The sequence below is a fragment of the Blautia sp. NSJ-175 genome (assembly GCF_022867815.1).
GTDB classification, from domain to species: domain Bacteria; phylum Bacillota; class Clostridia; order Lachnospirales; family Lachnospiraceae; genus Blautia; species Blautia celeris.
The window spans coordinates 1-23,741 of sequence record NZ_JALIFQ010000013.1 but is presented as its reverse complement, the minus strand read 5'-3'; the positions used below and the strand labels follow the sequence as shown (position 1 = coordinate 23,741).

Annotated in this window: 22 protein-coding genes; 16 read left to right on the top strand and 6 right to left on the bottom strand. The window is 49.0% G+C overall.

Annotated elements, in window-relative coordinates; translation table 11 throughout:
• Positions 1–378, bottom strand: a complete 378-nt coding sequence (locus tag MUB35_RS19080; protein WP_227210522.1) for a GntR family transcriptional regulator — start codon at positions 376–378, stop codon at positions 1–3.
• Positions 379–448: 70 nt separating this feature from the next.
• The gene (locus MUB35_RS19075; RefSeq protein WP_244806638.1) at positions 449–1,333 is read right to left on the bottom strand and encodes a LysR family transcriptional regulator; all 885 of its coding nucleotides are present in this window, start codon (positions 1,331–1,333) and stop codon (positions 449–451) included.
• Between the two features lie 112 nt (positions 1,334–1,445).
• Here MUB35_RS19075 and MUB35_RS19070 point away from each other — a divergent pair, with 112 nt between their 5' ends.
• The 8 genes from MUB35_RS19070 (at position 1,446) to MUB35_RS19035 (ending at position 9,829) form a co-directional block, all read left to right on the top strand.
• Entirely contained in the window at positions 1,446–2,015 is a 570-nt protein-coding gene (locus MUB35_RS19070) for a chromate transporter (protein ID WP_227210524.1), read from the top strand.
• Entirely contained in the window at positions 2,008–2,571 is a 564-nt protein-coding gene (locus MUB35_RS19065; protein ID WP_033139601.1) for a chromate transporter, read from the top strand. The genes MUB35_RS19070 and MUB35_RS19065 overlap by 8 nt, the downstream gene beginning before the upstream one ends.
• Before the next feature lie 119 nt (positions 2,572–2,690).
• Positions 2,691–4,142, top strand: a complete 1,452-nt coding sequence (locus MUB35_RS19060) for an NAD(P)/FAD-dependent oxidoreductase (RefSeq protein ID WP_033139602.1) — start codon at positions 2,691–2,693, stop codon at positions 4,140–4,142.
• A complete protein-coding gene (locus tag MUB35_RS19055; protein ID WP_033139603.1) occupies positions 4,114–4,782 on the top strand; it encodes a response regulator transcription factor in 669 nt (222 codons plus the stop codon). The genes MUB35_RS19060 and MUB35_RS19055 overlap by 29 nt, the downstream gene beginning before the upstream one ends.
• Complete coding sequence (locus tag MUB35_RS19050; protein WP_033139604.1) at positions 4,779–5,789, top strand: sensor histidine kinase; 1,011 nt, start codon at positions 4,779–4,781, stop codon at positions 5,787–5,789. The genes MUB35_RS19055 and MUB35_RS19050 overlap by 4 nt, the downstream gene beginning before the upstream one ends.
• Positions 5,790–5,857: 68 nt before the next feature.
• Positions 5,858–6,625, top strand: coding sequence for an ABC transporter ATP-binding protein (locus MUB35_RS19045; RefSeq protein ID WP_033139605.1), 768 nt, complete (start codon positions 5,858–5,860; stop codon positions 6,623–6,625).
• The gene (locus MUB35_RS19040; RefSeq protein WP_244806637.1) at positions 6,615–8,654 is read left to right on the top strand and encodes an ABC transporter permease; all 2,040 of its coding nucleotides are present in this window, start codon (positions 6,615–6,617) and stop codon (positions 8,652–8,654) included. Before MUB35_RS19045 ends, MUB35_RS19040 begins: the two co-directional genes overlap by 11 nt.
• A gap of 77 nt (positions 8,655–8,731) precedes the next feature.
• Complete coding sequence (locus tag MUB35_RS19035) at positions 8,732–9,829, top strand: glycerol dehydrogenase (protein ID WP_103732431.1); 1,098 nt, start codon at positions 8,732–8,734, stop codon at positions 9,827–9,829.
• On the opposite strand, the gene MUB35_RS19030 is transcribed toward MUB35_RS19035, so the two are convergent.
• Entirely contained in the window at positions 9,830–11,038 is a 1,209-nt protein-coding gene (locus MUB35_RS19030; RefSeq protein ID WP_227244827.1) for an AraC family transcriptional regulator, read from the bottom strand.
• A gap of 150 nt (positions 11,039–11,188) precedes the next feature.
• Between MUB35_RS19030 and MUB35_RS19025 the strand changes: the two genes are divergently transcribed.
• The 5 genes from MUB35_RS19025 to MUB35_RS19005 all read left to right on the top strand — a co-directional run bounded on the left by MUB35_RS19025 (position 11,189) and on the right by MUB35_RS19005 (position 17,122).
• Positions 11,189–12,358: a glycoside hydrolase family 5 protein gene (locus MUB35_RS19025; RefSeq protein ID WP_244806636.1), complete on the top strand. Its 1,170-nt coding sequence runs from the start codon at positions 11,189–11,191 to the stop codon at positions 12,356–12,358.
• A 45-nt stretch (positions 12,359–12,403) separates the two neighbouring features.
• The gene (locus MUB35_RS19020) at positions 12,404–13,801 is read left to right on the top strand and encodes an MFS transporter (protein WP_244806635.1); all 1,398 of its coding nucleotides are present in this window, start codon (positions 12,404–12,406) and stop codon (positions 13,799–13,801) included.
• Between the two features lie 11 nt (positions 13,802–13,812).
• The gene (locus MUB35_RS19015) at positions 13,813–15,447 is read left to right on the top strand and encodes a glycoside hydrolase family 43 protein (protein ID WP_244806634.1); all 1,635 of its coding nucleotides are present in this window, start codon (positions 13,813–13,815) and stop codon (positions 15,445–15,447) included.
• A gap of 170 nt (positions 15,448–15,617) precedes the next feature.
• Positions 15,618–16,913: an HD-GYP domain-containing protein gene (locus MUB35_RS19010; RefSeq protein ID WP_103732552.1), complete on the top strand. Its 1,296-nt coding sequence runs from the start codon at positions 15,618–15,620 to the stop codon at positions 16,911–16,913.
• Between the two features lie 53 nt (positions 16,914–16,966).
• Complete coding sequence (locus tag MUB35_RS19005) at positions 16,967–17,122, top strand: hypothetical protein (protein WP_156120802.1); 156 nt, start codon at positions 16,967–16,969, stop codon at positions 17,120–17,122.
• Positions 17,123–17,168: 46 nt separating this feature from the next.
• On the opposite strand, the gene MUB35_RS19000 is transcribed toward MUB35_RS19005, so the two are convergent.
• The 3 genes from MUB35_RS19000 to MUB35_RS18990 all read right to left on the bottom strand — a co-directional run bounded on the left by MUB35_RS19000 (position 17,169) and on the right by MUB35_RS18990 (position 20,843).
• Positions 17,169–17,552: a BlaI/MecI/CopY family transcriptional regulator gene (locus MUB35_RS19000; RefSeq protein WP_033139611.1), complete on the bottom strand. Its 384-nt coding sequence runs from the start codon at positions 17,550–17,552 to the stop codon at positions 17,169–17,171.
• Between the two features lie 94 nt (positions 17,553–17,646).
• Positions 17,647–19,440: a BlaR1 family beta-lactam sensor/signal transducer gene (locus MUB35_RS18995; protein ID WP_244806633.1), complete on the bottom strand. Its 1,794-nt coding sequence runs from the start codon at positions 19,438–19,440 to the stop codon at positions 17,647–17,649.
• A 212-nt stretch (positions 19,441–19,652) separates the two neighbouring features.
• A complete protein-coding gene (locus MUB35_RS18990) occupies positions 19,653–20,843 on the bottom strand; it encodes an MFS transporter (RefSeq protein ID WP_244806632.1) in 1,191 nt (396 codons plus the stop codon).
• A 540-nt stretch (positions 20,844–21,383) separates the two neighbouring features.
• Here MUB35_RS18990 and MUB35_RS18985 point away from each other — a divergent pair.
• From MUB35_RS18985 to MUB35_RS18975, 3 genes are read left to right on the top strand one after another with little or no spacing between them, the layout of a single operon-like run.
• Positions 21,384–22,247, top strand: coding sequence for an AraC family ligand binding domain-containing protein (locus MUB35_RS18985; RefSeq protein WP_033139614.1), 864 nt, complete (start codon positions 21,384–21,386; stop codon positions 22,245–22,247).
• Positions 22,240–23,163 (top strand): DMT family transporter, encoded by a 924-nt coding sequence (locus MUB35_RS18980; protein WP_244806631.1) that lies wholly within the window; start codon positions 22,240–22,242, stop codon positions 23,161–23,163. Before MUB35_RS18985 ends, MUB35_RS18980 begins: the two co-directional genes overlap by 8 nt.
• A complete protein-coding gene (locus MUB35_RS18975) occupies positions 23,147–23,569 on the top strand; it encodes a DUF2000 domain-containing protein (protein WP_033139616.1) in 423 nt (140 codons plus the stop codon). Before MUB35_RS18980 ends, MUB35_RS18975 begins: the two co-directional genes overlap by 17 nt.
• Positions 23,570–23,741: the final 172 nt, after the last annotated feature.

The window sequence follows — 23,741 nt, the reverse complement described above, 5'->3', positions numbered from 1 at the left end:
TTATTCCTCCTCCTCATAAAAAATAGATAAAAGTTCGGTCAGTTTGTCAAGCGGGATTCCGCTTGTGCGTCCGATATCCGCGGCAGCCTGCAGGTGTTCCTCTGCCTGGCGCTGCTGTTCTTCCTGATAAAAGTCTTTGTTTCTGGCGGAGACAAAGCTTCCTCTGCCTACCGTTGTCTCAATAAAACCGTCTCTTTGAAGATCTTCATAGGCTTTCTGAACCGTAATGACACTCACATGCAGAGATTTCGCCAGTGCCCGCATGGAGGGGATCGGCTCGCCGGTCTCTAATTCCCCGCTCATGATCAGAGCTTTTATCTGGGAAGTGATCTGTTCATAGATAGGCTTGCTTGTATTGCTGCTGATAATGATCTCCATGTATCAGGTCCTTTCTGTTTTATAGTGTACTTGTTGTATAAGTACATTATAGACACACGATGACATACTGTCAAGCATTTTCTGAATCGGGCGCAATACAGGATAGAAGCGCTTTCTGGGGTGCAGGCAGAAACTTGTCCCTGTGCCATACAGCAAACAATTCATTTTCCAGAGAAAGCCCATCTACGTGAAGAGGAATCAGGGTACCCTTTTCCAATTCATCCTTTACCAGAAGATCGGGAAGGACCGTGATGCCAAGCCCGGCTTTAGCCGCTTCTATGAGGGCAGGGGAATTGACGCTTACCCACAGAGGGTGTACGGAATGGCCCAGGAGCAGGAGCGTGCTGTCCAGCACATCGCGGATGGCACTTCCCTTTTCCCGCAGAAGCAGATTTTCTGAACAGAAGGTTTCCATATCCATGGAGGTATGTATACAGGGATATTGGGGAGCGCAGACGATTTGAAGCGAGTATCTGTCAAAAGAAACGTGGGAAAATGGCCCCTGGGGAACAAAGCCTTCCAAAAGAGCCAGATCCGCCTTTCCGCTTCGCAGAGTCTCCAGTGCGTTGGCAGCACTCACCACCTCCACCTGTACCGTCACATCGGGCCACTGCTTCCGGAAGGAGGCAAGGATGGACGGAAGCCAGTGGATCGCAATGGTGATGCTGGATACCACATGGATGGGAGCCTGTTTTTCCAGGCTTTTTATGCGGCTGTCCAGGGACTCACAGGCAGCCAGTACGGGAAGGATTTCTTCCAGAAGCAGTTCTCCGCTTCTGGTGAGCTGGACACGTTTGGAGAGCCGGTCAAAAAGCGCGGTCTGGGCGTATTCCTCCAACTCCCGGATGGCGTGGGAGACGGCGGACTGGGTGATGTATAGTTTCTGTGCGGCTTTTGTGAAATTCTTTGTTTCGCATACAGTTTTGAAGATGTAGAGATGGCGCAGTGTCATCATAAAGTGTTCCTCCCTGTTTTATCATGAATAAAATTAATGATTATCACAATATTATATCGTTTTACAGATTGCTGTACAAGGGTTATACTGTCTTCTTAGGGAGGATTTCAGTATGAGAGAGAAAATAAAACTATGGCTGTGGCTGGCCTGTATCAATCTGTTTATCAGCGCCTTTACCTTTGGAGGCGGATATGTGGTCGTGCCCATGATAAGAAAATATTTTGTTGAGAAAAAGCATCTGTTTGATGAGGAGGAGCTGATCCGCATGGCTGCCATTGCCCAGTCCACCCCGGGGGCGATCGCAGTCAATATGGCTTCTCTGGCGGGATACCGGGCGGCAGGGATGGCAGGGCTTGTCATCAGCGGTATCTGCTCTGTCATTCCGCCTCTGGTCATTTTATCGGTCGTCTCAAAATGGTATGCGGCGGTGGCAGCCAATACCATCATAGCTGCTGTACTGAAAGGAATGCAGGCAGGTGTTGCCGCTCTTATTGTGGACTTTGTGGTGGATATGACACGGGCGGTGCTGAAGGAGCGTTCGCCGCTTTTGAGTACCATGACCGCTGTGGTATTTGCCATAAGCTTTCTGACAGATACCAATATTGCGGTGATCCTGCTGGTGTGCTGCGGTCTTTGTGCCGGGCGTGTATGGTTCCGGAAGAGGGGTGAGATATATGGGTAGACTTCTGCAGCTTGCAGTGACATTTTTCCAGATCGGGCTTTTCAGTATCGGAGGCGGCTATGCCATCATTCCGCTCATACAGGAACAGGTGGTAGAGCGGTTCGCATGGGTTTCCCAGAAGACATTTACTGATATCATCACCATATCCCAGATGACACCGGGACCCCTGGCTGTAAATACATCCACATTTATCGGCATACAGATAGCCGGTATACCGGGAGCGGTTCTGGCAACCTTTGGGTGCGTGATCTCCGGCATCAGTATTTCCGCCTTTTTGTACCGGCTGTTTCAGCGCTATCATAAATCAGAGTATATTATGGAGATACTAAACGGACTGAAGGCGGCTTCTCTGGGACTGATCATCTCTGCCGCCCTGACCATCCTTCTTCTGTCCTTTACCGGTACATCAGTTATATCAGAAATAAAAACAGCGGACTGGACAGCAGCGGTAATCTTTCTGTGTTCCTTTTTCGTGCTGCGCAAATGGAAGGCAAACCCCGTAGCAGTCATGATCGGAACGGGAATCGTGGGAGGCGTAATCTATACACTTTTCTAATGCCGGGAAGAATTTTCAGACACACGCTGACGCAAGTATGATATAATGACAGCAACGAGCCAAGTGGGAGCTCGCTCACATTTGGCGACTGCGACAAGCGTTAGCAAGGGAGGCAGAATATGGATAAAAATTATGATGTGATCATTATCGGCGCAGGCCCTTCGGGAATCTTCTGTGCCTATGAATTAAAGCGCCAAAATCCGCGGCTCAAGGTCCTGATGATTGAAAAGGGAAGATGCATAGAAAAACGCCGCTGTCCCAAACGGACCACCAATGTCTGCGCAGGCTGCAAACCCTGCTCCATCACAACAGGGTTTGCCGGAGCAGGGGCATTTTCAGACGGTAAGCTTTCCCTGTCACCGGATGTGGGCGGCACGCTGCCGGAAATCCTGGGCTATGAAAAGGCGGAGAAGCTGATCCATGAGGCGGATGAGATCTACCTGAAATTCGGAGCGGACAGGAAGGTATACGGAATAGATGACCAGGCAGCCATCTGGGATATCCGTACAAAAGCCATCCGCGCCAATTTAAAGCTTATAGAATGCCCCATCCGCCATCTGGGTACAGAGGAAGGTTATAAGATCTATACACGCCTGCAGGAGCATCTTCTGGCGGAAGGCGTGGAAATTCTGTTTATGACCATGGTAAAGGATATACTCATTGAGGACGGGAAAGTAAAAGGTGTGGTGACAGACAAACAGGAGACCTTTTACGCGCCCCAGATCGCAGCCGGTGTGGGCCGGGAAGGTTCGGAGTGGTTTGCAGGTGTCTGCAGCGGACATCACATAGAGACGAGAAACGGTACCGTGGATGTGGGTGTCCGTGTGGAAGTCCGGGATGAGATCATGAAGGAATTAAATGAAAAGCTGTACGAAGCGAAACTGGTCTACTATACCCCAACCTTTGATGACAAGGTGAGGGTTTTCTGTACAAACCCCTCCGGTGAAGTTTCAGCGGAATACTATGAGAACGGCCTGGCCGTGGTCAACGGTCATGCGTACAAATCCAAGGACAAAAAGACGCACAACACAAACTTTGCCCTGCTGGTTTCCAAGAATTTCACAGAGCCTTTCCGCTCTCCCATCGAGTACGGCAAGCACATTGCACAGCTCGGCAACATGTTAAGTGACGGAAAAATCCTGCTGCAGAGATACGGAGACTTTAAGAGAGGCAGGAGAACGACCGCTGAGAGGCTTACAAGAAACAATATTATCCCCACACTGAAGGATGCGGTTCCCGGGGATTTATCTCTGGTACTACCCCACAGGATCATGGTGGCAGTGGTGGAGATGATCGAGGCGCTGGATAAGGTGACACCGGGGATTGCAAGCGATGAGACTCTGCTCTATGGGGTGGAAGTCAAATTCTATTCCAACAAAGTCCTGGTCAACACAGAATTTGAGACAAATATCAAAGGGCTGCGTTCTATGGGAGACGGCGCATCCATTACAAGAGGACTGATGCAGGCATCTGCCAACGGTCTGAGTACAGCGCGTGCCATATTAAAGACATTTGGGGAGCAGCAGGAAGGAGACAGGGCCAATGATGAGACTTCTGATCGCGGAAGATGATGAGGTGCTCAGAAGAGAGTTGTCCAGGGACCTGGAAAGCCATGGATATGAGACGGCGGTGCCTGAGCGCTTTGAAGATGTGGAGGATATTGTAAAAGAAGGGAAGGTCCATCTCGTTCTCCTGGATGTAACGCTTCCGGGAAGGGACGGATATGAGATATGCAGAAGTATCCGGCGCTTTTCCAGAATCCCCATTCTCTTTCTGACCAGCAGGGATACGGATATGGATGAGCTGTACGGCATGACCATGGGCGGGGATGACTTTGTCCGCAAACCTTATAAAATGCCCATACTGCTTGCCAGAATTGAAGCCCTTATCCGCCGCAGCTACCCGGATGCGGGGACAGAGAGGGAAATCCTGTGGCAGGACTTCCGCTTACTGCCCGCCAAGGGAAAACTGTGCAGGGGAGAGCGGGAGGTCATACTGACCAGGCAGGAGACACTTCTCTTATCCTGCCTTTTTGCCCGTCCCGGTGAAGTGATCCGGAGAGTGGATTTTATAGAGGAGCTGTGGGACAACCAGGTTTTTATTGATGACAATACGCTCAGCGTCCATATGACCCGGCTCAGAGGGAAATTAAAGGAACTGGACGCAGGAGACCTGATCGTTACCCGGTACGGGCAGGGGTATTTGATATGAGCGGGCGTATGTATTGGCGGCAGCAGGCAGTACCTGTATTGGTGCAGGTGCTCTGCCTGTGTGCTGCCTCTTTGTATCTGCGGGCCCTTGGTCTTACATGGCTGCAGCTCATCCCTCTTGCAGGGGCCTATATGGGTGGTATTGTGCTGTGGAACCTGCTGCATTTTTTGAGAAAACGAAAGTATTTTCATAAAATGGCAGTTTTAATGGAAAGCCTGGATAAAAAGTATCTCTTTCCCATGGTATGGAAGGATGCGGATACCTGGGAGGAGGCAGGCTATTACTGTCTGATGAAAGAATGTACGAAATCCATGCTGGAGGAGACAGAGGAGGCCCAAAGGCTGCAAAAGGAATACCGGGAGCGGCTGGAAACCTTTGTCCATGATATGAAGCAGCCTATTTCTGTAGTCTCTCTCATTGCGGGAAGGGAAAAGACGCAGGATAACAGGGCCATACTTCTGGAACTGGAAAAAATGAACCACCTCTCAGAGCAGATCCTGTATTTCGGGCGCAGTGAAAGCTCCCACTCGGACTTTCGGATACAGAAGGTGGATACAGGGGCGGTAATCCGGGAGTGCCTGTCCATGAACAAGCAGCTTCTGATACAAAACCGGGTTTCTCTGGATATTCCGGAGGACATACCAAAAGTCTATGCAGATGAGAAGGCACTTTTATTTGTTTTAAACCAGATCGTTTACAATGCGGTCACTTATAAAAAGGCAGGGGAGGTTCCCAAAATAGCCTTCTCCTTTCTCGCCGCCGGAGACAATAAGCTGCTCCTGCACATCCGGGATAACGGCTGCGGCATTTCTTCGGAAGACCTGCCCAGGGTTTTTGAGAAAGGATTTACAGGAAAAAACGGCAGGGAGAATCGCCGCTCCACAGGTATGGGGCTTTATCTGTGTAAAAAAATATGTGACGGGCTCGGCATTGGCCTTAGTGTCTGTTCCGAGGAAGGGGTCTATACCCGGTTCACCATCTGCCTTTCGATTCTTACGGAAAAGTAAGATTTTGGCAAGAATGTAAGATACATTGAAAAAAGCAGATATGATATTCTGTACCTGAGGTGATAAATATGGAACCATTACTGAATATTACACACGTCTCCAAATATTATGGGGAGAACGCAAATGTGACCAAGGCATTGGATGATGTCTGCTTTACGGTGGAACCCGGCGAATTTGTGGGGATTATGGGGGCCAGCGGCTCCGGAAAGACCACCATGCTCCAGTGTATCTCCACACTGGATGAGCCAACCGGCGGACAGATCCTGCTGGACAAAAAAGATATTACAAAGCTGACAGAGCGGGAGATCGCGCATTTCAGAAGCAAAAACCTGGGCTTTGTATTCCAGGAATACAATCTTCTGGATACCCTGACCCTGGGGGAAAATATTGAGCTGGCACTTACCATACGCAGAGCGCCGAAGGAAGAGATCGGAAAGAAGGTGGAGGCAGTTGCCGGCAAGCTGGGAATCCTCTCTGAGCTGAACAAATTCCCCTATGAGGTTTCCGGAGGACAGAAGCAGCGCTGTGCCTGTGCCAGAGCCCTGGTCAATGAACCGCGCCTGCTGCTGGCAGATGAGCCTACCGGGGCCCTGGATTCCGCATCCAGCGCCATGCTTTTGGAGACCATGGAGGAACTGAACCGGGATATGGGGATCACGATCCTCATGGTTACCCACGATGCATTTACAGCCAGCCACTGCAGCAGGATCCTTTTCCTTCGGGACGGGCGGATCTTCACAGAGATGCGGAAGGGGAAAAAAGACAGAAAAGCATTCTTCCAGGAAATCCTGGATGTGATGTCCATGTTAGGCGGTGATGTTGCCCATGTACGCTAAACTGGCTATACGAAATGTAAAACGGAGTATGGGGGACTATGCCATCTATGTGCTGACCCTTGTCCTGAGCATCACCCTGATCTTTGCCTATAACTCCCTGCTGTTTTCCGATGCCATAAATTCCTTCAGCAAGCTGATGCGGCCTATGATGTCCATTCTCGTATGCGTGACGGTGATGGTGGTGCTGATTCTGGGATGGCTGATCACTTACATCACTCATTTTATCTTTGAGCAGAGAAGCCGGGAATTTGCCTGTTATATGACCATGGGGATGGAGCGTCCGGCCATGAGCCGCCTTTTTCTCATTGAACAGCTTTTGATCGGCAGTGCGGCGCTGGCAGCAGGCATTCTGCTGGGAAATGTCTTTTATCTGGCACTTAGCCAGGTGATTTTTAAAATGTTTGACAGAGCCTATTATATGGACCTGTCCTTTCAGTTCCCGGCAATTGGTCTGACAGTCCTGTGCTTTTTTCTTATGTTTGTATTCTGCCTTTTCAAGCAGAACCGGATTCTTAAAAAAGTGAAAATAAAGGAACTGATGAATTACAGCAGGCAGAATGAAGGCGGAGGGGCAAAAAGCGGAAAACACATCCGATTAAAAATGACAGGAGCCGTGGCCCTGGGATTACTGGGCCTGATTTGTCTGTATGTGGCGTTTACTGTAAGAATTGATGTATTTTCAGGCTTTGCCAACATGTTTCTTATGGCAGCAGGTATTATTCTGCAGGGGGCAAGTCTTATGCTTTTTTACCGGCATCTTGCCAACTGGATACTGCTTCGGTATAAAAAGAGCAGAAAGAGGCTGCATCATCTCAATATCTTTTTCTACCGCCAGCTTACGGCCCGTCTGAACACCAACGGCAGACAGTTGGGGGTCCTATCCATTTTGCTGCTGTTCACCTTTATGGGGCTTGGAGGCGCCTCCTTTATGGCAAATGCCTATGAGGACGCCCTGGAGAAAACGGTGCCCTTTGACGTGGAAGTTACACAGCATTACGGCAGACTGGATGCAGAGACATGCCGGAGTTTTGTGGGAAAACACAGCGAGATCACAGAAGACCTGGCCTATGACATCTATCAGATGGAGGACAGCACCATCATCGTGGAAATGCTCGGCCGCAAGCAGGAGGAAGTGGAGGGATTCGAGGATTGGGCGGCGGAGACCAATATGGACCGCTGCATTCGATTATCGGATTACAACAAACTCAGGGAACTGCTCGGGAAGAAGCCCATCTCTCTTTCTGAGGATGAATACGCGATCCAGACCCAGGAAACCTATTATAAAAAGAAGCTGGAGAAGGCAGAACGCACCCTTTTAACAGGGGGCAGAAAATACCGTCTAAGCGAAGTGCTGGAAGGGCCTTTTGCGCAGGCTAATATGAATGAGAGCGGATTCGGCACGAGCACTATTCTGATTCTGCCGGATGCTGCCTGTGCTTCCATGACACATTCCAGAGGATGTTATGTGGCAATGGTAAAGGACAGAGAGGACACGGATTATCAGGATGCCCTTCAGAAAACCATAGAAAAGACCGCAGGCCACGACGGCCCCAGCTTTATTATGGCGTGTACCTATAAAGGCCAGAAGCAGGAGCTGCAGTCTATCTATATGATGACAGCCTTCATCTGCTGTTATGCTGCATTTATCTGCATCTTTATCTGTGCCACAATTCTGGCAGTACAGCTTTTGAGCAGCAGCAGGAAATACCGTTATCAGTATGACCAGTTAAGAAGAATGGGGACCACAGACACCGAGATCCGAAAACTTACGGTAAGGCAGAGCGCCGTGTATTTCTTTCTTCCCATGGCACTTCCCCTGTTTTTCCTGTTTCTCTATATGGCCGGCATCGGTTTGGCCTTTCCGGTACAGCGCAGTATGCTCATTGCCTCCTTTGGGGCAGCAGTGGCGATCTTTCTGGTGGTGTACGGGTGTTATCTGCTGGTCACCTGCCTGCAGTACCAGAAAAATGTGCTGAAAGGCACAAAGCAGTACCACATCCGTGATTTTGTCCTGAATGACAGGAAATAGATTGTATTTTCTGCGGAAAAAAGTTATAATGAATCTGTAGTATGTTAAATTAATGACAAACAGGAGGTATGTAAGATATGGCAAAAATATTGAGCAGTCCCGGAAAATATGTGCAGGGCGCAGGAGAGCTGAAAAAGCTTGGCACCTATGCGGAAGGTCTTGGGAAAAACGCGCTTATATTGATCAGTAAGGGCGGCTATAAAAGAATCGGCAAAGAGATTGAGAAGAGTTTTGCGGATGCTGACTGTACCCTGTATTTCGACTATTTTAACGGGGAATGCTCCAAAAACGAGATCAACCGTCTGAAAAAGATCATGGAAGAAAAAGGCTGTGACCTGGTCATCGGTATCGGCGGAGGCAAGATTTTTGATACCGCCAAAGCTGCCGCGTATTATGAGAACACGCCGGTGATCATCTGCCCGACCATTGCCTCCACAGATGCGCCCTGCAGCGCATTGTCAGTGATCTATACAGATGAAGGGGTATTTGAGGAATACCTGTTCCTGCCAAAGAACCCGGACATGGTGCTGATGGATACAGAGGTCATCACAAAATCCCCGGTGCGCCTGACCGTAGCCGGCATGGGAGATGCCCTGGCTACATATTTTGAGGCCCGTGCCTGTGCCGCAAGCGATGCCCAGACCTGTGTAAATGGCAAATCCACAGGCGCAGCCATGGCTCTGGCAAAATTATGCTTTGACACACTGATGGAGGAAGGTGTGAAGGCTAAAATCGCTTTGGAGGCAGGTGCCTGCACAGAGGCAGTGGAAAAAGTCATTGAGGCGAACACACTGCTCTCCGGTATCGGTTTTGAGAGCGGCGGACTCGCAGGCGCCCATGCCATCCACAACGGATTTACCGTACTGGAAGAATGCCATTCCATGTACCACGGGGAGAAGGTGGCTTTCGGCACCATCACACAGCTTGTGCTTGAAAACATCCCTGCAGAGGAGCTGGAGATGATCATTGACTTCTGCATCGAAGTGGGCCTGCCTGTCACCCTGAAAGAGCTGGGCGTCAAAGAGGTGACTCCTGAAAAAGTCATGGCAGTGGCGGAGGCTGCCTGCGCAGAGAACGATACTCTCCACAACATGCCTTTCCAGGTGACACCGGAGACCGTGTCCGCTGCGATCCTGGCAGCCGATGCCTATGGACGCTATTTCCTGGGAGAGTGATCAGGAGGTAAACTGCCGGACACCGTATGTGTTCCGGTACTCACTGAGGGTGAAGCCGGTGAGCTTTTTGAACTGCTTTCCAAGGTGGCTCTGGGAGGAAAACCCCAGGTATGCGGCAATTTCGATATAGGAATATCCGGAATAGGTCAGCATATTTTTGGCCAGACCGATCTTCTCACGCAGAATAAAATTTTTGATGGACATTCCCTCGCATTTATGGAACAGTTCAGAGAGATAGCCCGGGTTCATGCCCAAAAAGTCAGCTATCTCCTGTATAGTGATCCTGTCGTGCAGATGGGAAAAGATATAATCTTTGCAGCGGCGGACATGGGGATTCTTTTCTTTGTTCCCTGTGCCGCTTAGCTGCTCTTTCTGTTCTCTCACCATATTGGTATACTGGTACTCAGCCTGCCGCAGCAGATGGGTGATGGAAGCCATATCAGAAGCCTCCTCCACTTTATTGATATAAATATCACTCAGGGAAAAGGAGATTTCAGGCAGGATGCCGCCGCGTATGGCCGCCCGGCTTGCCAGGGTGATCACCACGATACCGATATTTTTCCAGTTGCGCAGCTTGTCTTTTGCCAGAACACCGACATTTCCCGTGTAATCCTCAGCCCAGCTTTTTTCCAGCTGTTTTACATCTCCGTTCTCAATACTGGAGAATTCCCGCAGCTCTTGGTCATAGGGGTTATGTCCTATGGAAGCCTCCTGATTCTCAAACAGCAGATCTGAAAAATGTCTCTGAATCTCTGTATCCAGGGTTTCGTCTATACAGTTAAATACGATCAAATCCCGCTCATTCAAAGTCTGTTCCCAGAAAAGATTATGTATAAGAAGAATATTTACCGATAACTCCGCAAAGTCACAAAACGGCACCGTATCCAGGAAACTCTCATCATAGACAGGCTGTTTATCACAGTGGATGAGACGCACCGGCGTCTTGAGCTTAACCGGGCCGATGATAAACCGGTGCCCCGGAACCGTAACTTTCGCATATATCAGTTTATCTCCGGCAGACAACAAAAGCGGCAGCGTCCCGGAATCCCCAAAGAGCAGATGTTCTTCCAGAGAACCTTCATAAAAACTGCTGTCCGTAAAGTCAGGACGTCCGCAGAATCTCTCCGTCACTTCCTCTTTTTCCCCGTAATCCCGCACGATGGTGTGCAGGCTGTATGAAACGTGCCGCATCAGATAAGGGATATTCATAACAAAGTACCTCCTGTATGGGAATCTATATCCATTATAACAGATAATCCGGGAAAAATGATAAAAAACCGAAAAAAGTGATATATAAACCGCTGATTTTGTCATAAAATCAAGGCAAATAAAGACAAAGTCCGAAAAGGAGAATGGATTATGTATGTAAAAGGCGTAAATCTGGGAAACTGGCTGGTACTGGAAAAATGGATGAGTCCGGCGCTTTTTGAGGGAACCACAGCGGAGGATGAATACTATCTTCCCAGGCAGCTCTCCAAAGAGGTATATGAGGCGAGAATAAAAATCCACCGTGCGGAGTATATCACGGAAAGGGATTTTACAAGGATCAAATCCATGGGGATGGATGCGGTCAGGATTCCGGTGCCGTATTTTATCTTTGGCGACAGGGAACCTTTCATTGGCTGTGTAGAGGAGCTGGACAAAGCATTTTGCTGGGCAGAGAAATACGGGCTGCAGATATTGATCGACCTGCACACTGCGCCGGACAGCCAGAACGGATTTGACAACGGGGGAATCTCCGGCGTCTGCAAATGGTCCCAGGAGCCGGACGAGGTGGAATTTGAGTTAAGCGTTCTGGAACGGCTGGCGAAGCGCTATGGAACCAGACCGGGTCTGTGGGGCATTGAAATTCTCAATGAGCCCATCCTGGAGGATATGTGGACAACCATGGATGTGGCAAACCGTTATAAACCGGCCGACCCGGAAAAGGCGCGGGGCAGCAGGCCGAACACCATGGAATTTATCCGCAGCTTCTATCTGGAGGCATATGACAGAATCAGAAAATATATGCCGGATGAAAAATATGTGGTGATCCATGACGCCTTTGAGTTAAAAGCCTGGAAAGAGTTCATGCGCGAAGACAAATACAAAAATGTGGTGCTGGATACACACCAGTATCTGATGGTGGCGGAGGCCCTTGGCTGTGAACAGAACGTGGAATCCTACACTGCCTACATCCGCGGGACACTGGCAAAAGACATAGAGGAAATGCAGCAGTATTTTCCGGTCATCTGCGGAGAATGGTGTCTGTTCAACTCTCTTGCCTGCGGCTGTGACACAAAGGGCGGCCAGAGTGTGTTAAACGGTGTGGAAGGATCACCTGCGGAGGTTGTAAGCCCGGAGGAAAAAAAGCGTATCTACAGTGCGCTTGCCAAAGAACAGTTAGATGCCTGGAAAAAAGGCTCCGGATATTTTTATTGGAGCTATAAGCTTCTGGTGGATACCGTGAACGATGCCGGATGGATCGGATGGGACAGCTGGGATTTCGGAAGATGTACGGATTTCGGATGGTTTCCTAAGGAAGGATAAGCCTTTTAGATAAAATAAAATGCAGTTAAAGGAGAAAAACAGATTATGAAGACAGATATGAATCCCAATGCAAAGTTGTCATTTGTGGAGCGGTTTGGTTACGGAGTGGGAGATTATGCGGGGAACCTGGTGTACTCAGCTATCAGTGCATTCCTGCTTGTGTATTATACCAATGTAGTGGGTGCAAACGCGGCGGCAGCGGCTTCTATCATTGCCATATCGAAAATATTTGACGGGATCTCAGACCTGGTCATGGGATATATCATTGACCATACACACAGCAAATGGGGCAAGGCCCGCCCCTGGATCGCAAGACTCTGTATTCCCCTGGCGGTCTGCACGGTCCTCATGTTCAGTGTGCCTTCCTCCTTTGTGGGAAAAGCACAGCTTGCCTATATGTTTTTGACTTATAATCTGGTTTCCACCATTTTCTATACCGGAATCAACGTGCCTTATGCCACCATGAACGGCCTGATGACTACCAACCAGTATGAGAGAGGGCTTCTGGGCAACTTCAGGATGCTGCTGGCAACAGCAGGGACCATGACCATCAACACAGTGGTACTGAAACTGACCACAGCCTTCGGCGGCGGTGACGCTTACAGCCAGAAGGGATGGACACTGACCTTTGTGCTCTTGATGCTGGTATTTATAGGGCTGAACCTTTTCATGTTCGGTGTCTGCAGAGAACGCGTGGTGGAACAAAAGAAGACAGAGCAGGCCGAAAAGGAGCAGGTGTCTTTTGTAAAAGGGCTGGCAGGCCTTGTGAAGAACAAATACTGGGTCTTACTTGTCATTGCCCTGTTTGCCATGTATTTCATGATGTCAAGCTTCTTTGGCTCCGCTGTATACTATGCAAAATACAATATGGGGGATGAGAGCTATTATGCGTCCATCTCCAACTGTCTGTCTGTGGCGCAGATCGCCACCATGTTTGTGACGCCTTTTATCATGAAAAAGACAGGGAAACGCAATGTGTTTCTCATGGGCATGCTCATATCCATGGCAGGTTTCCTGCTGACAGGGTTTACCACGGATCTGACGCTGGTATGTGTGCTTTCCGTTGTAAAAGGAATCGGATTCGGGTTCGGTGCTGCCACTATGTTCGGTGCCCTGCAGGATGCCATCACCTACGGGGAGTGGCTGAACGGCTACGGAACAGCCGGCATGGGAAATGCAGCCTCCTCCTTCTGTATGAAGGTGGGCTCCGGTTTCGGAACCGCGGTTCTCGGATGGGTGTTAAACGCAGGCGGATTCAAGGCGGAGGCAGCCGTACAGTCTGCGGCATCACAGTCCGCGATCACCTGGTCTTTTGTGTGGATCCCCGCTGTATCCGTCCTGATCGCAGCCATCTGCCTGTGTTTCTTTGACCTGGATAAAAAGTACGAAAAGGCAGTAACAGACCTGGCAAAAGGAATACATAAAAGTGATTATGAAAAATAGGAGGGAATGCTATGATCCAAAATCCCATACTTCCCGGATTTCATCCGGACCCCTGTATCTGCAGAAAAGGGGATGATTACTATCTGGCGGTTTCCACCTTTGAATGGTTTCCGGGTATTCCCGTATACCATTCAAAGGACTTAAAGCACTGGGAACTGCTCACACATGTACTGACAGATGATGAGAAAGTGGATTTGAAAAAACTGCCCTCGGCAAAGGGCATCTGGGCACCCTGCCTGACTTACTGTGAGAAGGAGGATATGTTATATGTGGTCTACGGGGTGATGAACTCCATGAATGCCAGGTACTTTGATGTGGACAATTACCTGATCTGTGCCAGTGACATAGAAGGGCCCTGGAGTGAGCCGGTCTATCTGCATTCAGCCGGATTTGACGCTTCTTTGCTGCACGATACGGATGGGCGCAAATGGATCGTCTCCCTGGAGTGGGAGACCAGAGAGGGCTATGAGAAACCGGGCGCCATCTGTCTGGCAGAGTATTCCCCGGAAAAAAAGGCAGTCATCGGTTATCCAAAACGTATCTGGAACGGCGGGACAGACAGGGGATGTATCGAAGCGCCTCATCTTACAAAAAAAGACGGGCGGTATTATATCATGTGCGCGGAGGGCGGCACGGGATACAATCACTGTGTGACTATGGGAAGGGCAGAGAATGTCTGGGGACCTTATGAGAAAGATCCTGAAAATCCCATTGTGACCTCCGCTCCCGGTGTATCCAATGAGCGTCATGACCCGGACCACTTAAAGCCCCAATACTATAACCCGGATTCCGTACTGCAGAAATCAGGTCACGGAAGCTATGTGGAGACCCCAAATGGGGAAGTGTATCTGGTGCATCTGACCGCCAGGCCGTTTGTACCGGAGCTTCGCTGCACACTGGGCAGGGAGACGGCTGTCCAGAAAATGGTATGGACAGAGGATGGCTGGCTTCGCATGGCTGACGGCGGCAGGCTGGCAAAGATGCAGGTGCCTGAGAGCGGCCTTCCAAAGTGTGAGATGCCGAAGATACCGGATTACGACGACTTTGACGCGGACACCCTTGGAAACTGGTATTACGCACCCAGGATCATGCCCCAGTCCTTTGCGGATGTGACAGCCAGGCCGGGATATGTGCGGCTGAGAGGCCAGGAATCCAGAACCTCCTTAAACCGCGTCAGCATTCTGGCAAGAAAACTCACCTCCCTTCACGCGCGCATCACCACGAAAATGGAGTTTCATCCTGAGATTTACCAGCACAGCGCAGGTCTTATCCTCTATTATGACAATATGAACTATATCAATCTGAGAAAGTATTACAGCCAGACCCTGGGACAAAGTGCCCTGTCTGTTATTTGCCTGGAGAACGGGGAGAAGACGGAATTTACAGATACCAGAACACCTGTGGGGGAAGGACCGGTCTATCTGCGGCTGTATGTGGAGCAGAGGAAGACATGGTTTGAGTGGAGCTGTGACGGAACGGAGTTTCAGAAGATCGGCCGGGTATTCGATACCTCCCGTTTTTCTGATGAATACTGCAGGTACGGGGAATTTACCGGAACCATGGCAGGTCTGACCTGTGCGGACAGGATGTTTCACAGACATTACGCGGATTTTGATTTCTTTGAATACACGGAATCCTATTCCTGATAAAGATAGATTCACTGCCACATGGGCGTCCGGTCTGCCGGGCGCCTTTTGACGGTTTTCTTTTGACTGTGTGTAAGGTATTCATTGTAATTACAGAATAATTATATTATAATAATATCATATTTTTTGGTAATGCGCGCGGTGGAGAAAGCGTATGTTGGAGGTTTTATATGGAGGCAAAAGCAGTAGTCAACAGTAATAATATCAGCGGTCTGATCGAACGGACGCTGAACTATGTGGACCCGAGGCTGGTGGACCACGGAAAAAGGGTGGCATCCCTGGTCTACGGAATGCTGGCAGTGCAGAAAAAGTATTCTGCAAAAGATATCCAGGACATTTGTATCCTTGCCATGCTGCATGATATCGGCGCTTACAAGACCGAGGAGATCAACCGGATGGCCCAGTTTGAATCCGAAGATATCTGGGAACATTCCATCTACGGATATGTGTTTCTTGATAATCTCTCTCCCTTAAAAAACTGGGCCAGGGCAGTCATGTTTCATCATGTGGCAGCAGTCCATCTGCCGGATACGCTGGAAGACAGAATAAGGGAAGCAGCCCAGATGATCAGCCTTGCTGACCGAGTTGACATATACCTTCAGGAACATCCGGATTCCCATAACCTGTTTGGATATCTTGACCGGGTAAGAGGAAGCAAATTTGACGGCAGCATTCTGGATCTGTTTTATGAGGCGGATAATCAGTTCTCTATGCTTGCATGTCTGGATGAGGAGAAAGACTTTCATAAAATCCTTCCGGATGTCCGTCTGTCAGAGCAGGAATGTGAAGATTATTTGAGAATGATGATATATGCCATTGATTTCAGGAGCCAGCATACAGTGACCCACACCATCACAACGACACGCATAAGCTGCTGTGCTGCCAGACATATGGGACTGTCAGAGGAACAGATACATAATATTTTCTATGGGGCGCTTCTGCATGATCTGGGGAAGATCGGAATCCCGGTGGAGATACTGGAGTACCCGGGAAGGCTGAGCAATCAGGCTATGGCTATCATGCGGACCCATGTGGACCGGACGGAGGAAATCCTGGGAGGCACCATAGAGGAAGGGATAACAAGAATCGCCCTCAGGCATCACGAGAAGCTGGACGGAAGCGGATATCCCAGAGGGCTTTGCGGGGAGGAGCTGACCATAGAGGAGCGGATCGTGGCGGTATCGGATATTGTCAGTGCGCTTTTGGGGACCCGCAGCTACAAGGAGGCATTTTCCAAGAACAGGACTCTGTCTATTATAGAGGAGCAGGCCCGGGAAGGAAAGATTGACAAAAGTGTGGTGGAGGTTCTGAGGGAAAACTTCGATGTGGTTCTGGAGGAAGTGGAAGAAAGCTGCAGACCGATTCTGGATACCTATTACGGCCTGCGAAAGGAATACCAGTATCTGCTTGGAAAATATCTGTATGACGGTGCCAAGACCGCAGATAAGGGCAGGAAGGAGTCATAATGCATTGGGACAGGACATAGAATATACTATCCAGAGAGAAGGAGGCACTGCCCATGTCCGTAAATTATAAAGTATCTTATTTTCTCGACCGCTTTGATTTCCCGGTTCCGCAGCAGCTTGTGGAGAAGTATTACAGGTATAAACTGGGACACCCCTGTTTTCTGATGAAACAGAACGGAAGATGGACGATCGTGCCTGTCCGGCAGTAGCAGACAAAAACGGGAGACAGCTATCAGCTGTCTCCCTTAAAATACTTTATTTTTCATGTAAAGACCGCTGTGCCAAAAGCTCCTGGAGATTTTCAATCTCCTGTTCGCTTAATCGGTCTTTTTCAATAAAATTGGCCAGCATGGAGGACAGGCTTCCGTTATAAAATCGTTTTAAAAAGGAACTGTTCTCATGATCCAGATATTCGTCCTTCTGAACCAGCGGTGTGTAGACAAATACGCGTCCTTCCTTTACATATGTCAGAGCACCTTTCTGGACCAGCCTTTTGATCAGTGTCTGGATGGTTTTGGGGCTCCAGCTTGTAGTCTTTAACAGCATTTCTGTGATTTCATTGGTGTTAATGGGAGCATTCTTCCACACAACCTTCATAACTTCATATTCGGCCTCAGATATCTGGGGTAAATCTTTCATGGTTCAGCCTCCTGGTTTGATAAAGAGATTATAAATATTATATTCTTACGGCATAAGCTTGTCAATCGCAGACGCGTATGGCGATCCTGCCCTTCTAATCCGGCAGAAGCTGCATCTGAGCCAGAATCTCAAGGGCGATCCTGCTGGCAGTCGCCCCGTCAGCGTGGTCTTCCCCCCGGATGTTTACGGCAAAGAAGCTTGGAACACCATGGGTCTCCACATAGCCTGTGAACCAGCCGTTTTTGTCTTTGCCATCAATATTGCCGGTCCCCGTTTTCCCGTAGAGCGTATAGCCGTTTTCCTCTGCAATGCACAGGGCCTCCTTCACTGCCTGTATGGAGGATTCCTGAAATCCGAATGTATTGTCATAGAGATCAGCAAGCAGTCTGACCTGCTCAATAGGTGAGATTTTCAGGGAGGATTCCATCCAGAAGGTTTCGGGACCTGCCGACACATCGCTGTTTCCGTACCCGATCTGATCTAAAAAGCCCTGTATGGAAGATAGACCGGCTCTGCTGTCTAACTCCTGAAAATACCAGTTGACTGAATTTTTCATAGCAGATTTTAGATCCTGGTCCTGATTCCAGCTCTCAAAAGGATACACCTCTTCCTTCCAGGGCAGGATTGAAGAATCCGGGGTGATGGTTCCTTTTTCAAGGGCGAGCAGTGCGCTGTATATTTTGTATGTGGAATCCGGAGATATACGTGTACGGCTTTCCTCCTCCCCATAGATGCTCCAGGTATCCGAGGAGGGCTGATACAGCACGAAACTGCCTGCATAGCCTTCAAAGAAAGTATCCAGTTCCAGGGCTTTCGTTTTGCCCTTGGGGGATGTGGAAACGGTCTCTCCCCATGTGGTCACAGACAGGAAAGGCGTGTTTGCCAGTACAAGTATGGCTGCCAAAAATAAAAAGGCAGTGTTCTTTATCCGGACGGTTCCTGTTTCTTTTCGATAAGTGACAATGCCCAGGATTCTTTTCTTCATCTGTTTTTGATTCTCCGCGAATCCGGTGGTCATGGAATATACAGAGCGGGAGGCATTTGCCGTGTGATGTAAGAGCACAGAGCCATATTCCCGGTAACACCCCTCCTGCAGGATTCCCAGCACGGACGCATCGCAGGCCAGTTCCCTGTCCGCCCGCATCTTCCTGCCTGCCAGCCATACTGCGGGGTTAAACCAGTAAATGATACAAAACAGATTCATAAAAAGATTCACCGCGTGATCCCTGCGGCGGCAGTGCTGGATCTCATGCAGCAGGATATAAGAAAGCGCTTTTGAATCTTCCTCTGACAGATACGCCATGGGAAGAATGATACAGGGGCGAAAGGCCCTGGCAGATACAGGAGATTGGATAAAAGCGCTGGCAAGCAGAGGGAACGGCCTTTTTTGGCCGCATTGCTTCAGGCATTTTTTATAAAGCGTGCGTACCGCCTTATTTTGCACAGGGAGGGCGGTTTTGAAAAGCTGATGCAGCTTTTTTGCCGAACGTGCTGTATACCAGAGTATCAGGCACGCACCCAGGAGCCAGACAGCAGATAAAACCAGCAAAAGCGTACTCCCACCGGATTTTTCTGCCTCCAGCGCGTAATCCTGTATCTGCAGGGTGCTTTTTGCTGCAGGCGCGGCAGCGGCAGTCAGAGATTCCACAGCTCTGCCTGCATTTGAAGATAATCTGTTCAGAAAGCCTGCCGGGAAAAAGGTCCGGTTCCGAAATGGCAGAAAAGGAATCGTGAGCATTATAAGATAGATGATCCAAATCTGATATTGTCCCCGTGCCGGAATCTGCTTTTTAAAAAGGCGTTTCATAAGGAAAAAGACCAGGGTGACCAGCATAATGATCACATTGCTGAGCAGAAAACGGAAAATAAATGCCTGTGATATCACCATAATTTCACTCCTTTCGGGGTGCCCGTTAATCATAACGGAGTCCTGTTATATTACATTCGTAATAACAAATCTGACTCTATTATAATATAAATGCCGGAAAAGTCAAACGGCATCTGCGGCCAGGTGTTTTTTTACGGTTCAGTGCCCTTACATTTACAGGCAGTCATCCATGCAAAACGCCCTGGTGCCATGGGATGACAGCTACACCTTTTCTACTTAAAACATCGAAAGAGTTTAAAGCAGACAGAGATGGTAAGAACCAGAGCGCCTGCGGTTACAAGAAGATACTGTACCGGAACATAATCAGCCAGAGGGCCGAAAAAGGCCATACCCAGAGGCAGCGCGCAGGAAGTGGAGATCTGCATGAAACTGAAAATCCTGCCATGCATGCCTGGTTCCACTTTTTCCTGGATGGTCACATTGATGGGGGTGTTGTAGCAGGGGGAGGTAACGCCTATCATGGTATTCATGACCAGGTATATGAAAAATACAGGCGCCGTCCCCAGACCAATCATGATCGCCCCGTACACACCTCCGGCCAGAAGAGTGGTCTGCAGATGGTTTTTAAATCCGCCCCAGGAGGCGATGAGGATGCCGCCCAGGACCATGCCGAGGCTGTAGGTCATTTCACTGACCGTGAGCCGCCATACCTCCGATCCGAAGGTCCTGCTCACCATAAGAGGTGTGAGGAAGGCGGAGGGGCTGATCAGAAACAGGATGATGATCTGAAACAGCATCAGTCTTCTGATAAAAACATGGTTCTTAATGTAGGAAATACCGCCTGTTATTTTCTGCAGACTGGATTCCTCCCCGGCAGATGATTTTGCGTAGGGCGGTATTTTAATGGTAAAAGTGATACTGATGCCGATCATGGCTGTGATCACGTCAATAAAAAGTGCCGCCTCCAGAGGCGCTGCGGAGAGAACGGCACCTCCGGCTGCCGGTGATAAGAACATCATGAAGGAGGACAGGGTACTGTTGATTCCGTTCATCCTCATGAGATGTTCTTTGGGAACAAGCTGCGGAAAGATGGCGTTCACCGCAGGTGTCTGGATTCCGGTGCCGGCTGAACGGATGATCAGCACAGCAAACAGAAACCAGATGTTCTTATGCCCTGACAAAAAAGCCAGAGCCAGTATAAGCGTGGAACAAGCAATAACGCCGTCTGAGAGCATGATCAACAGCTTCCTGTCATAGCGGTCAATCCATACCCCCGCAAAAAGGGAAATGATGATCTGGGGAAGGAAGCCGCAGAGGGTGGAGATGGTGAGCATTTTTCCTGAAGATGTTGTCAGTGTAATATACCAGACGATCGCGTACTGAACCAGGGAGGAACCGAACAGGGAGATAGTCTGGGCTGTTAAAAATCGAAAGGTCTTTCCTTTCCATGTATTCAAATTCATATTGTAAATACCTCTTTCTGTAAATGATAAAATCTGCTGCCACCCGCATACGGGTACTGTACAGATGCCTCTGCCGGGCAGCAAAAAAGGCAGAGGACATCATAAGCCTCTGCCTGTCAGTCTGCAGACAAAAGGCTGCGGCGAACACATCGCCGCAGCCAGATACAGAACAAGGGTATTCACGGAAAACAGGTACACAAACAAACGCATCAGATAATCCGATACGCACCATACCTGTTTCCCGGTGAATACAGCAGCTCTGCCGCTATCTGAACTCCGTACAATGTTTCACCGGAAACGTTATCTGTACGGAGCTGATTCGTCTTCTCAATTTATCAGTCAAAATAAAGTTCATAAAAGCCACCTCATTGGGATGATTTGCTTGTCCTAATGATTACTATAGCATGTAAAAAAGTTCCTTGTCAATGAAGAGTTCGTATATGTTATAATGGACGAAAACGGACACCAGGTGTCATATCGTTCAAGATTTCTTTTTTCCGAAATGCTACAATAGTGAAAATGAAAGGAGGAGGACAAGAAATGCACGCGGAACAAGAACAAAGGCATGTGTATTATGACCATGACCTGGGAATAGAAGCATATAATTTGAGCGGGATTGTCCAGAAATTTCCAAACCATTTTCATGATTATTATGTGATTGGGTTTGTGGAGGGAGGAAAGAGGCATCTCTGGTGCAAAGGAATGGAGTATGACCTGAATGCCGGAGATCTGATCTTGTTTAACCCCAGAGACAATCACTTCTGTGCGCCCATCAATGGTGAAATTTTAGATTACCGTGCGGTCAATATTAATATGGATGTGATGCAGAGAGCTGTTAAGGAAATTACGGGAAAGGAGTTTATCCCGCATTTTACTAAAAACGTGGTATATCAAAGTGACATTACGCAGTCCATCGGTGATCTGTATGATGCCATTCTCGCCCACGAACCCAAGCTGAAAAAGGAGGAGGCATTTTTCTTCCTTCTGCAGCAGATCCTGCAGGAACACGCAGCGCCTTTTGACGAGGCGGATATATCAGAGCCGAATCAGCAGATCAAGACGCTCTGCAGTTATATGGAGGAGCATTTTTCGGAAAATATCACGCTGGATGATCTGCTCTCCATGACCAGTTTCGGAAAATCGTACCTGCTGCGTTCTTTTACCAAACAGGTGGGAGTTTCTCCGTACCGCTATCTGCAGACTGTGCGCCTTAAGAAAGCCAAGGAGTTCCTGGAACAGGGTGTGGCACCCATTGACGCGGCAGATATGGCCGGTTTTGCGGACCAGAGTCATTTTACTAATTTTTTCAAAGAATTTATCGGATTGACACCAAAACAGTATCAGAAAATCTTTACAGATAAACCGCTGCCTGTCACTCCGGCAAAGGAGTGGCCGAATGAATAAGACAATACATGGGCATATAGCAGCCCTTCTTACCATTTTAATCTGGGGAACTACGTTTATCTCCACAAAAGTGCTTCTTATAAGTTTTGAACCGGTGGAAATATTATTTATCCGTTTTATGATCGGGTATTTTGCGCTCTGGTGTGTCTGCCCCCGCAGGCTGAAGGTACGCAGGAGGAAACAGGAATGGTACTTTGCCGCAGCAGGACTCTGCGGTGTGACACTGTATTATCTGTTTGAAAATATTGCGCTGACCTATACACTGGCCTCCAATGTGGGTGTCATCATCTCTATTGCGCCTTTTTTTACAGTGATTTTTTCTTGTCTGTTTCTGCACGACAGGAGGCCGAATATACGGTTCTTCGCCGGGTTTTTGATTGCCCTTGCGGGTATCTTTCTGATCAGTTTCGGAGGGGAGAAGAACCTGCAGTTAAATCCCGTGGGAGATTTGCTGGCTGTGATAGCGGCAATGATCTGGGCTGCGTTTTCGACGATCACGAAAAAGATCAGTGGGTTTGGATATAATACCATTCAGACTACAAGGCGTACGTTTTTCTATGGGCTTATCTTTATGGTCCCGGCCTTGCTTCTGATGGATTTTCATATGGAACTTCAGCAGTTTGCCAGCCTGAAAAACGTGCTGAATCTGCTGTTCCTGGGATTCGGAGCTTCTGCGCTCTGCTTTGTGACCTGGAATCTTGCGGTTAAGATCCTGGGTTCCGTGAAGACCAGTGTCTATATTTACATGGTTCCTGTCATCACGGCAGTTACGTCGGCTCTTATCCTGCATGAGAAATTAACACGGACGATCGTCTCAGGCATTGTCCTGACACTGATTGGCCTGTTCTTATCTGAGGACAGAAAAACTGAGAAGAATACAGCAAAGGAGTATAAGGCATATGCAGGCACAAAGTGATAAATGCGTCATGGTACTGGACAAAGACCTGCCCCTTGGCATTCTGGCCAACACCGCGGGAATCATGGGAATCACACTGGGAAAACACATCCCGGAGACAGTGGGGCCGGATGTGATGGATAAAAGCGGGAAGGAACATCTTGGGATCATAGAGCTTCCTGTTCCGATTCTGAAGGCGGATCAGGAGAAAATCAGAGAGATCAGGGAGCAGCTCTACCGGCCGGAATACGCGGACCTGGTGGTGGTGGATTTTTCAGATGTTGCGCAGAGCTGTAACGTCTATGAGGAGTATATAAAAAAAGCAGCAAGTGTGGCAGAAGAGGAAATGACTTACTTTGGCATCGGTATCTGCGGTGCCAGGAAGCTGGTCAATAAACTGACAGGCAGTCTGCCGCTGCTGAGATAAATAGAAGACAGAAGATAATGAGCCGGTCACGTCTGCGCGGACCGGCTCGTCTGTTATGTGCGCCTGGCGGCGCACGTTTCCAACGAGTGAAAGTCTCGAATCCGCCCGGTAGTGGGAAGGATATAGCCGAAAGCAAGGGTGTCCGCCGTGAGACGGAATCGGAAGGAAGCTG

Excerpts from the sequence above, each read along its gene's own strand:
- MUB35_RS19080 (WP_227210522.1), bottom strand. The coding sequence starts at position 378 with ATGGAGATCATTATCAGCAGCAATACAAGCAAGCCTATCTATGAACAG.
- MUB35_RS19075 (WP_244806638.1), bottom strand. The coding sequence starts at position 1,333 with ATGATGACACTGCGCCATCTCTACATCTTCAAAACTGTATGCGAAACA.
- MUB35_RS19070 (WP_227210524.1), top strand. The coding sequence starts at position 1,446 with ATGAGAGAGAAAATAAAACTATGGCTGTGGCTGGCCTGTATCAATCTG.
- MUB35_RS19065 (WP_033139601.1), top strand. The coding sequence starts at position 2,008 with ATGGGTAGACTTCTGCAGCTTGCAGTGACATTTTTCCAGATCGGGCTT.
- MUB35_RS19060 (WP_033139602.1), top strand. The coding sequence starts at position 2,691 with ATGGATAAAAATTATGATGTGATCATTATCGGCGCAGGCCCTTCGGGA.
- MUB35_RS19055 (WP_033139603.1), top strand. The coding sequence starts at position 4,114 with ATGATGAGACTTCTGATCGCGGAAGATGATGAGGTGCTCAGAAGAGAG.
- MUB35_RS19050 (WP_033139604.1), top strand. The coding sequence starts at position 4,779 with ATGAGCGGGCGTATGTATTGGCGGCAGCAGGCAGTACCTGTATTGGTG.
- MUB35_RS19045 (WP_033139605.1), top strand. The coding sequence starts at position 5,858 with ATGGAACCATTACTGAATATTACACACGTCTCCAAATATTATGGGGAG.
- MUB35_RS19040 (WP_244806637.1), top strand. The coding sequence starts at position 6,615 with ATGTACGCTAAACTGGCTATACGAAATGTAAAACGGAGTATGGGGGAC.
- MUB35_RS19035 (WP_103732431.1), top strand. The coding sequence starts at position 8,732 with ATGGCAAAAATATTGAGCAGTCCCGGAAAATATGTGCAGGGCGCAGGA.
- MUB35_RS19030 (WP_227244827.1), bottom strand. The coding sequence starts at position 11,038 with ATGAATATCCCTTATCTGATGCGGCACGTTTCATACAGCCTGCACACC.
- MUB35_RS19025 (WP_244806636.1), top strand. The coding sequence starts at position 11,189 with ATGTATGTAAAAGGCGTAAATCTGGGAAACTGGCTGGTACTGGAAAAA.
- MUB35_RS19020 (WP_244806635.1), top strand. The coding sequence starts at position 12,404 with ATGAAGACAGATATGAATCCCAATGCAAAGTTGTCATTTGTGGAGCGG.
- MUB35_RS19015 (WP_244806634.1), top strand. The coding sequence starts at position 13,813 with ATGATCCAAAATCCCATACTTCCCGGATTTCATCCGGACCCCTGTATC.
- MUB35_RS19010 (WP_103732552.1), top strand. The coding sequence starts at position 15,618 with ATGGAGGCAAAAGCAGTAGTCAACAGTAATAATATCAGCGGTCTGATC.
- MUB35_RS19005 (WP_156120802.1), top strand. The coding sequence starts at position 16,967 with ATGTCCGTAAATTATAAAGTATCTTATTTTCTCGACCGCTTTGATTTC.
- MUB35_RS19000 (WP_033139611.1), bottom strand. The coding sequence starts at position 17,552 with ATGAAAGATTTACCCCAGATATCTGAGGCCGAATATGAAGTTATGAAG.
- MUB35_RS18995 (WP_244806633.1), bottom strand. The coding sequence starts at position 19,440 with ATGGTGATATCACAGGCATTTATTTTCCGTTTTCTGCTCAGCAATGTG.
- MUB35_RS18990 (WP_244806632.1), bottom strand. The coding sequence starts at position 20,843 with ATGAATTTGAATACATGGAAAGGAAAGACCTTTCGATTTTTAACAGCC.
- MUB35_RS18985 (WP_033139614.1), top strand. The coding sequence starts at position 21,384 with ATGCACGCGGAACAAGAACAAAGGCATGTGTATTATGACCATGACCTG.
- MUB35_RS18980 (WP_244806631.1), top strand. The coding sequence starts at position 22,240 with ATGAATAAGACAATACATGGGCATATAGCAGCCCTTCTTACCATTTTA.
- MUB35_RS18975 (WP_033139616.1), top strand. The coding sequence starts at position 23,147 with ATGCAGGCACAAAGTGATAAATGCGTCATGGTACTGGACAAAGACCTG.